This is a genomic window from Flavobacteriaceae bacterium HL-DH10 (assembly GCA_031826515.1).
In the GTDB taxonomy this organism is placed as follows: Bacteria; Bacteroidota; Bacteroidia; order Flavobacteriales; family Flavobacteriaceae; genus Thalassobellus; species Thalassobellus suaedae.
The window spans coordinates 2,163,636-2,173,218 of record CP134536.1; the positions used below are offsets into that span (position 1 = coordinate 2,163,636).

A 9,583-nucleotide genomic window follows, 5' to 3' on the forward strand; every position below is an offset into this window, starting at 1 on the left:
CTGTTGATATTTGTAAAAAAAGAACAAGAAGTAATTATACATATTTAATGAATTTTAATTTTCTGTCTCCTGTTTCAGATTTGGTTTTAGCTCATAATGAGTTGCTTGAATCGCAGGCTTTAGGTAGGAAACTTCGAATTCACTCTACTCAAAATGGAATACCTGATTTAGAAAATGTTAACATTGCTATACTAGGTGTTTTAGAAAACAGAAACGATGTTAACTACATTGGAGAAGAATTTCAGTTAAATGAAATTAGAAAATCTTTTTATGGTCTTTTCCCAGGAAGTTGGAATACTACTATTGCCGATTTAGGAGATATTAATAAAGGAGAAAGTATTGAAGATACTTATTTCGCTTTAAAAGAGGTTATTAGTATTCTTGTGAAAAAAAATATCATTCCCATTATTTTAGGTGGGACACAAGATCTTACTTACGCAAATTATCGAGCTTATGATAATTTAGTTCCAATGGTTAATATTGTTAATGTTGATAGTAAGTTTGATTTAGGAGATTCTGCAAAGCCCATAAAGAATAATAGTTTTGTTGGTAAAATAATTTTAGATGAACCTTATAATCTCTTTAATTATGCTACTATAGGTTATCAAACCTATTTTAATTCGCAAGAAGAAATAGATTTAATGGATAGCTTGTATTTTGAGTCGTATAGATTAGGACAGGTTTCAAGTAACATAACCATTGTAGAACCAGCGTTAAGAGATGCTAATATTGTTAGTATTGATTTAAGTTCGGTTAAAGGCGCTGAGGTAAGTTTAAATCAAAAGTATTCTCCAAATGGCTTAGATGGTAAAGAAATTTGTGCCATTGCACGATATGCTGGTATTAGTAATAAAGTATCATCTTTTGGGATATATGAATATAAACCATCAAAAGATGATGAGATTACATCCATGTTAGTGTCGCAAATACTGTGGTACTTCATTGAAGGTGTTAATTTTAGAGTAAACGACGATGATTTTTCAGATGAAAATAATTATCAAAAGTTTATAGTTTTAGTAGATTCAGAAGAATTGGTGTTTTATAAGAGTAATAAAACAGGCAGATGGTGGATAGAGATTCCTTTTTTATCTGAAGTTAATAATAAATTAAAGAGACACACGTTATTACCTTGCATGCATCAGGATTATCTCGATGCATGTAATAATATAGTGCCTGATCGTTGGTATAAGGCGTTTCAGAAAAATAGTGTTTAAAAGATAAGTTAAGGTTGAAACGTTGTTTTCATCGGTAAAACGTTATTTTTTTACGATGAAATGTAATTTTTTTTGATAAATAGTTGTTTTTTAAAAAATATATAAATATGTTTACGCTTTGAAAATGAAGCTTAAAAAAATTAACCTCGAGTTTTCTATGGATATGAAGAAGTTTATATTATTAACCGCAGTATTAACAATGCTAGCTAGTTGTGGCTCTAAAGATAGAGGTGAATTAGTTGGTGTACAAGGAAAAAAATGGCATCCAGAAAAGCCATATGGAATGGAGCTAATCCCTGGTGGTTCATTTATAATGGGTAAAGCTGATGATGATTTGGCTGGAGTTCATGATGCACCTGCAAAGACTGTAACAGTTCGAGCAATTTATATGGATGCTACCGAAATCACAAATAGTGAATACCGTCAATTTGTCAATTGGGTTAGAGATTCTATAGTTAGAATGAAACTAGCTGTTTTAGCAGATGAAGTAGCAAAAGTACCTGAAGATGGTGGTATTGGAGAGTATGCATTTAAAGATGCAGATACAGCTAATATGTCTGTTTACGAAAAATATATGTTCGAAAACTATACTGGATTAGGACCAACAGGATATGAAGGTAGAAAAATAAATCATGATATCGATTTGATTTTTGATACATCAGAATATCCAGACGAATACTATGCTGAAGTTATGGATACCATGTATTTACCTTTAGAGGAGTCATATAATGGTCAACGTACTTGGGATGTGAAAAAGTTTAAGTTTCAGTATAATTATATGGATATACAAGAAGCTGCAAAAAATAGAAGCATTACTCGTAAAGAAGCTATTAAGAAAGAAGAAATTGAGATTTATCCAGATACAACAGTATGGATAAGAGATTTCGCTTATTCTTATAACGAACCAATGCATAACGATTATTTTTGGCATGATGCTTATGGAGATTACCCCGTAGTAGGTGTAACTTGGAAACAAGCTAAAGCATTTTGTGAGTGGAGAACAATCAATAAAAACTCATACCAAAAATCTAAAAAAGGATCTGCTATGGTAAATACTTTTAGATTACCTTCTGAAGCAGAATGGGAGTATGCTGCAAGAGGAGGACTGCAAGCTGCAACGTATCCTTGGGGAGGTCCTTATGCAAAGAGCGATAGAGGATGTTTCATGGCGAATTTCAAACCAGTGCGTGGAGATTATGCAGCAGATCAAGCTTTATATACCGTTGAAGCTAAATCTTATGAGCCTAATGATTATAACTTATATAATATGGCGGGTAATGTTTCAGAATGGGTAGATGCGTCTTATGATCCTAATTCTTACGAATATATATCTACAATCAATCCGAGTGTGAATGATAAGAATAATAAACGTAAAGTAGTAAGAGGTGGTTCTTGGAAAGATGTTGCTTACTTTTTACAAGTAAGTTCTAGAGATTACGAATATGCAGATTCTGCAAGAAGTTTTATAGGGTTCAGAACAGTACAAGATTACATGGGGACAAAAGTAACAAAGTAGTAAGAACACCTAAAGTTTAATCAAATCAAATCAATAACCTATTAATTAACCTACTTAAGTAGAAATACTTAAAAATTTAAAATCAAGAAATTATGGCACAGTCAAAAGCAGGTAAGAAGTTCATGAACATGGCTTACGGATTAGGAGCAGCAATTGTAATTATTGGAGCGCTTTTTAAAATCACTCATATGGAGTTTGGATTCATCACAGGTAACTTTATGTTAACATTGGGTTTAGTAACAGAAGCAATTATTTTTGCACTTTCAGCATTTGAACCAGTTGACGATGAGTTAGATTGGTCTTTAGTGTATCCAGAATTAGCTGGAGGACAAACTGGTAAAAAAGAAGCCAAAGAAGACGCGCAAGGATTATTATCTAAAAAATTAGATGAGTTATTAAAAGACGCTAAAATTGATGGTGAATTAATGGCTAGTTTAGGCGACAGCATTAAAAATTTTGAAGGTGCTGCAAAAAACATGTCATCTACTGCAGATTCTATTGAAGCTACAAAAAAATATGGTGAAGAATTATCTTTAGCAGCAGCACAAATGGAATCATTAAACAGTTTATATAAAGTACAATTAGAAAGTGTTAATAAACAAGCAACTATTAACGAAGAGTCTATTGAAAACGCAGCTAAATTAAAAGAGCAAATGCAATCTTTAGCATCTAATTTATCTTCATTAAATGGTGTGTATGGCGGTATGTTATCTGCAATGAATAAAAGCTAATTAGGGGTTAATCCCAAATTTAATATTAACCAAAAACCTAATTAGAAATGGCAGGAGGAAATTTATCACCCAGACAGAAAATGATTAATCTGATGTATTTAATATTTATAGCAATGCTAGCTTTAAATATGTCTAAAGAAGTGCTTTCAGCCTTCGGATTAATGAACGAAAGACTTGTAGAATCTAACGAGTCTGCAGAAGAACGTAACAATAATTTTGTTGATAACCTAAAGTTAAAAGCTGAGGAACAACCAGAAAAATACGAGCCTTTAAAAGCTGATGCTGAAAAATTACACAAATTAGCTAAAGATTTTGATTCTTATTTAGCTGAATTAAAAGGTAAAATGACAGCAACAGTTGATAACCCTACCGATTATGAAATTATGGATAAAGGCGATTACCTTGATCAAAATTTCTTTAAAGGAGCAAAACTGAAAGATGATGGACAAAAGTTTTTAGACCATATAAATGGTTTTAGAGAAGGTGTTATTAGCTTGCTTTCAGGAAAAAAAGGTATGGAAAGTATCATCGCAGGTGTTAAAGATAAGTTTAATACTGATCCAGTGAAACGTGGAGCAGGAACTGTTGAATGGTTAGATCATAATTATAAAGGATTCCCTTTAGTGGCTTCTTTAACTAAAATGACTCAAATTCAGGCAGATATTAAAACTACTGAATCAGAAGTATTATCTAACATGCTTAAAGGAACTTTAACTGATGAAGTTTCTATGAAAAATTATGCAACTTTAATGGAAACATCTAAATCGGCTTACTTTAACGGTGAGCAATTTGATGGAGAAATTGTGTTAGGTCGTACAGATGCTTCTACTAAACCTAATAGAGTTGAATTAACTCTAGATGGAAGAAAATTAGTTGAAAATAAAGATTTTACTATCGAAGGTGGTAAAGTGAAATTGAAAGTAGGAACGGGTGGTGTAGGAGAGCATAAAATCTCAGGAAATCTATATTTTTCTCAAGAAGGAGAAGAGGTAGTAGTGGAAGTTAAGCAATCATTTGCAACTGTTTCTAAGCCAAATTCAGCAACTATTTCTGCCGATAAAATGAATGTCGTATATCGTGGTGTAAAAAACCCAATGACTATTTCATTTGCTGGTATTCCAGACAATAGAGTTACCGCAAGTGCTCAAGGTTTATCTAGAGCTGGTGGAAGTACCTATGTTATGGATGCTACACAAATAAAAGGTAGAGAAGTTACGATAAATGTTACAGGAAAGTTGCCTGATGGAAAACCAGTTAGCGATAGAGCTACTTTTAGAATTAAAGATTTACCAAAACCAACAGGTACTGTAAGAGGTGAAGATGGCGCTATTAAAATGCAAAAAGGAAGTCTTAAAATTTCAACTATTGGAGCTAAATTTGACGATTTCGATTTTGAATTACCATTGCGTGTAACAGGATTTAAATTTAAAGTTCCTGGACAACCAACAATAAATGTTAAAGGCAATAAATTAGATAGCAGGTCTCAAGCAATATTAGCTAAAGCTAAGCGAGGATCTGATGTTACAATATTCGATATTGAAGCAAAAGCTAGTGGTGTTAGCGTTATACTTAAAAAAGTATCACCAATCATTATTGAGCTTACAAATTAAATTCATTAGGGATATTTCCTAATAATAATTAAAGTAAATTGAGATGAAATTAAAAAGTTTTTTATTAACCGTTGTAGCTGTTTGTACAGTGTCTGGTATGTTTGCTCAAGCAAATATATTAAATGCTAAAAGCCCTGAACAAATTGGTGTTAGAACAGAAGCGCAAAAGGCAATCGATAATGACAAACCGTTAGAATATGGTTATGTTGACGATAGAGATATTCTTTTTTCTAAAACAGTATGGGAAAAAATCGTTTTAGACGAGCGTGCAAATTTCCCACTTTACTATCCAATAGATACAAATAATATTGGAAAAGATAGACGTTCATTGTATGATGTGCTTATGAAGAATATCAAAAACGGTAATATCAAAAACATTTATGATGATTCTTATTTTACAACAAAAAGAACTTTAAAGGACATTGAGTCTGCATTGGTTAAAATTGACACTACCGAGTTAGGTATTGAGCAATTAAATGCTGGTGAAGAATTATCTGCTGAATATATTAACAGAAGAGATATTACAGCTGCAGATATTACCGAATATCATATTAGAGGACTTTGGTATTTTGACAAGCGTCAAGCTGAAATGAAATACAGACTAATAGGTATTGCTCCTGTAGCACCAGATGTTAACTTTATTGAAGATGAAAATCCAGATTTAGTACCACTTTTTTGGATATTTTTTCCAGATTCAAGAGAGGTGTTACATGAAGCCAAAGCTTTTAACAATGAAAATAGTTCAATTCCTTTTTCTTTCGATCATATTTTAAATTCTAGACGTTTCCAAGGTTATATTTTTAAAGAAGAAAATGAACAAGGAGATAGAAAAATTACTGAATATGTGTCACAAAATGCGTTGATGCAATTGTTAGAATCTGAAAGAATTAAAGATAAAATTAGAGATTTTGAATTAGATATGTGGACATATTAATACATTCAATATTTTAAAAAGTAAAAAAGACTATCTGAAAATGATAGTCTTTTTTTTTGTCATTCTAAGTATCTTTACTGCCTTATGCAAGTAGATTATATTATTGTTGGAATCGGGTTAGCGGGTATTAGTTTTTGTGAACAGTTAAAAGCTAATAATAAAAGTTTTATGGTGTTTGATGATACATCGCAGCAATCATCAGCTGTAGCAGGAGGGTTGTATAATCCTGTTGTTTTAAAGCGTTTTACTTCTGTTTGGAAAAGTAAAGAGCAATTAGATATTGCGCTTCCAATGTACAATCGATTAGAGGAAACATTAAAAGTAAAACTTGATTATAAAATACCTGTATATCGTAAATTCGCATCTTTAGAAGAACAAAATGATTGGTTTGCAGCATCCGATAAGCTAACACTTGCCGAATACCTTTCAACAGATATTATTAAAAATGAAAATGAATCAATTCAGGCTTCTTTTGGTTTTGGTAAAGTTTTAAAAACAGGAAGAATAGATGTGAAAACTTTAATTGATGCTTACAAAACAGATTTATTAAATAAGAACATATATATTAATGAATCATTTAATTATGATGATTTAAAAGTTAGCGATGCTACTATTCAGTATAAAAATATAACATCAAAGTGCATTGTTTTTGCCGAAGGTTTTGGAGTTGTTAAAAACCCTTATTTTAACCATTTGCCTTTAGTACCAACAAAAGGCGAGTTACTTATAATTCATGCACCTAATTTGAAAATGGATTATGTTTTAAAAGCAGGCGTTTTTTTAATTCCGTTAGGTAATGATTTATATATTGTTGGTGCTACATACGATTGGGATGATACAACGCATGCTGTTACACCAAAAGCAAAAGACGAGCTTTTAAATAAATTAGATAAACTTATTAGTTGTTCTTATAAAGTAGTGAGACAAGTTGCAGGTATCCGTCCTACAGTTAAAGATAGACGCCCTTTAGTTGGGCAACATCAAGATTACACGAATATGTATGTGTTAAATGGTTTAGGTACACGAGGTGTTATGATTGGACCTTATGTTGCAAAACAACTCTTTAATTTTATTGAAAACGAAATACCTCTAGAAGATGAAATTGATATTAAACGGTATAATTAATTATTTCTTATCTAAAGATTTATCATAATGCATAAAGATATTAATCCAGATATTTCTAGATACTCTTATTATTACTGGTAAAAAAGCCATTAAAGTGGCAACAATAGAAATAAAAACAATATTGATGTTAGCGTTAAAGAAATAAAATGAAATTACAAAAGCCGCTACAGCAAAAGCTATACCTACAGCGTAGCTAACATACATAGCGCCATAAAAAAATGAAGGTTCTATCTTATATTTAGTGCCACAATTGCTGCATGTTTCATGCATATCTAAAACTTCAGAAATTATATAAGGATTCTTGTTTTTATACATGGATTCTTCATGACATTTAGGGCAAGTTCCAGTAAAAATACTATATAATTTTGTTCCTTTTTTAAACATATATTTTAACGTATTTTTGCAATCGCAATTACAGGACAAAAATAAGATTTTAATAATTAAAGTTCTGTAGCTTAAGTAACATTTCTATGATGAACATTCATAATTTATCGGTTTCATTTCAAGGAGAATACCTATTTGAAGATATTACATTTAAACTTGGTAATGGCGATAGAATTGGCCTTATTGGAAAAAATGGTGCAGGTAAATCTACCATGTTAAAAATTCTATCTAAAGAGATGGAACCAGATACAGGACAAATAGCTGCTGATAAAGAACTTAAAATTGGTTTTTTAAAGCAAGACATTGATTTTATTTTAGGAAGAACGGTGTTAGAAGAAGCTTATGAAGCTTTTGTAGAAATTAAGGAATTAGAAGCTAAAATGGATGCTGTTAACACTCAAATGGCAGAGCGTACCGATTATGAAAGTGATGGGTACCATCAATTGATGGTTGATATAAACGAGCTTCAACATCAATATGAAATTTTAGGAGGCTATAATTATCAGGGAGATACTGAAAAAATTCTTCAAGGATTAGGATTTAAAAGGCAAGATTTTAATAAACTTACCGATACGTTTTCTGGTGGTTGGCGCATGCGTATTGAATTGGCTAAGTTATTACTTCAAAATAATGATATATTACTTTTAGATGAGCCAACAAACCATTTAGATATTGAATCGATTATTTGGTTAGAAGGGTTTTTGAGAAATTATACTGGAGCTGTAGCCATTGTGTCGCATGATAAAATGTTTTTAGATAACGTAACCAATAGAACTATTGAAATTTCATTGGGTAGGATTTATGATTATCCCAAGCCGTATTCAAAATACTTGGTACTTCGTGAAGAGTTGAGAACACAACAATTAGCGTCTCAAAAAAATCAACAAAAACAAATTGAACAAACCGAAAAACTGATTGAAAAGTTTAGAGCCAAAGCATCAAAAGCTACTATGGCGCAATCGCTTATTAAAAAACTTGATAAAATTGATAGAATAGAAGTTGATGAAGATGATAATAGTGTTATGACACTTAATTTTCCTGTTTCAATTACGCCAGGAAAGGTTGTTGTGGAAACAGAAAAGGTGTCAAAAAACTATGGTGATAATCAGGTTTTAAAAAATATAGATTTACTTATTGAACGTGATAGTAAAACAGCTTTTGTTGGACAAAACGGACAAGGGAAATCTACTTTGGCAAAAATAATTGTAGGCGATATAAAGTATGATGGGCATTTAAAATTAGGACATAATGTTCAGATAGGATATTTTGCTCAAAATCAAGCAGAGTATTTAGATGGTAGCAAAACGGTGTTAGATACCATGATTGATGCTGCTAATGAAACCAATAGAAGTAAAGTAAGAGATATTTTAGGATCTTTTTTATTTAGAGGTGATGAGGCAGAGAAATATGTACGTGTACTTTCTGGAGGAGAACGTAATCGTTTAGCTTTAGCAAAATTAATGCTTCAACCATTTAATGTTTTAATAATGGATGAGCCAACAAATCACTTGGATATAAAATCTAAAAATGTTTTAAAAGAAGCGTTAACACGATTTGAAGGCACTTTAATTTTAGTGTCGCATGATCGTGATTTTCTACAAGGATTAACGAGTAGTGTTTATGAATTTAAAGATCATAAGGTAAAAGAGTATTTAGGTGATATAGATTATTATTTAGATCAACGTAAAGTAGAAAACTTAAGAGAGGTAGAGAAGCGAACGGTTGTAAAGAAAGAAGCTCCTAAAGAAAAGAAACAACAATCATATGAAGACCAGAAAAAAATAAAGTCTTTAAATAATAAGTTGAGTAACGTTGAGTCAAAAATAAATCAGTTAGAGCGAGACATAAAAGCGATAGATTTATCGCTAGAAATTAATTATGAAGAAGTAACCTCACAGCCAAATTTCTTTGATAATTATCAAAAAAAGAAAGCAGATTTGCAGGTTTATATGCAAAAATGGGAAGATATTCAACTGGAAATTGAGGAGTTTGCTGTTTAATTATTTTAAGTTTTTTTTAACTTTTAAGCCATAGTTATTAGGTAATTTTGCGCACTAGACCACCAAAAT

At 31.3% G+C, this 9,583-nt stretch carries 8 protein-coding genes; 7 read left to right on the forward strand and 1 reads right to left on the reverse strand.

The window, feature by feature from the left end:
- The first annotated feature begins 47 nt into the window (after window positions 1-47).
- From RHP49_09395 to RHP49_09420, 6 genes are all read left to right on the forward strand, one after another.
- The gene (locus RHP49_09395) at window positions 48-1,214 is read left to right on the forward strand and encodes a formimidoylglutamase (protein ID WNH11136.1); all 1,167 of its coding nucleotides are present in this window, start codon (window positions 48-50) and stop codon (window positions 1,212-1,214) included.
- A 163-nt stretch (window positions 1,215-1,377) separates the two neighbouring features.
- Entirely contained in the window at window positions 1,378-2,730 is a 1,353-nt protein-coding gene (gene gldK / locus RHP49_09400; protein WNH14407.1) for a gliding motility lipoprotein GldK, read from the forward strand.
- A gap of 92 nt (window positions 2,731-2,822) precedes the next feature.
- On the forward strand, window positions 2,823-3,461 hold the full coding sequence (gene gldL / locus RHP49_09405; GenBank protein ID WNH11137.1) for a gliding motility protein GldL: 639 nt from the start codon (window positions 2,823-2,825) through the stop codon (window positions 3,459-3,461).
- A 47-nt stretch (window positions 3,462-3,508) separates the two neighbouring features.
- Window positions 3,509-5,071: a gliding motility protein GldM gene (gldM, locus tag RHP49_09410; GenBank protein ID WNH11138.1), complete on the forward strand. Its 1,563-nt coding sequence runs from the start codon at window positions 3,509-3,511 to the stop codon at window positions 5,069-5,071.
- 43 nt (window positions 5,072-5,114) lie between these two features.
- A complete protein-coding gene (gene gldN / locus RHP49_09415; GenBank protein ID WNH11139.1) occupies window positions 5,115-6,005 on the forward strand; it encodes a gliding motility protein GldN in 891 nt (296 codons plus the stop codon).
- An 84-nt stretch (window positions 6,006-6,089) separates the two neighbouring features.
- Window positions 6,090-7,130: an FAD-dependent oxidoreductase gene (locus RHP49_09420; protein ID WNH11140.1), complete on the forward strand. Its 1,041-nt coding sequence runs from the start codon at window positions 6,090-6,092 to the stop codon at window positions 7,128-7,130.
- Here RHP49_09420 and RHP49_09425 read toward each other — a convergent pair whose 3' ends face one another.
- Entirely contained in the window at window positions 7,131-7,514 is a 384-nt protein-coding gene (locus RHP49_09425; protein WNH11141.1) for a DUF983 domain-containing protein, read from the reverse strand. It abuts the gene before it with no gap.
- A gap of 86 nt (window positions 7,515-7,600) precedes the next feature.
- On the opposite strand from RHP49_09425, the gene RHP49_09430 reads away from it, so the two are divergent.
- On the forward strand, window positions 7,601-9,514 hold the full coding sequence (locus tag RHP49_09430) for an ABC-F family ATP-binding cassette domain-containing protein (GenBank protein ID WNH11142.1): 1,914 nt from the start codon (window positions 7,601-7,603) through the stop codon (window positions 9,512-9,514).
- The last annotated feature ends 69 nt before the right edge of the window (window positions 9,515-9,583 follow it).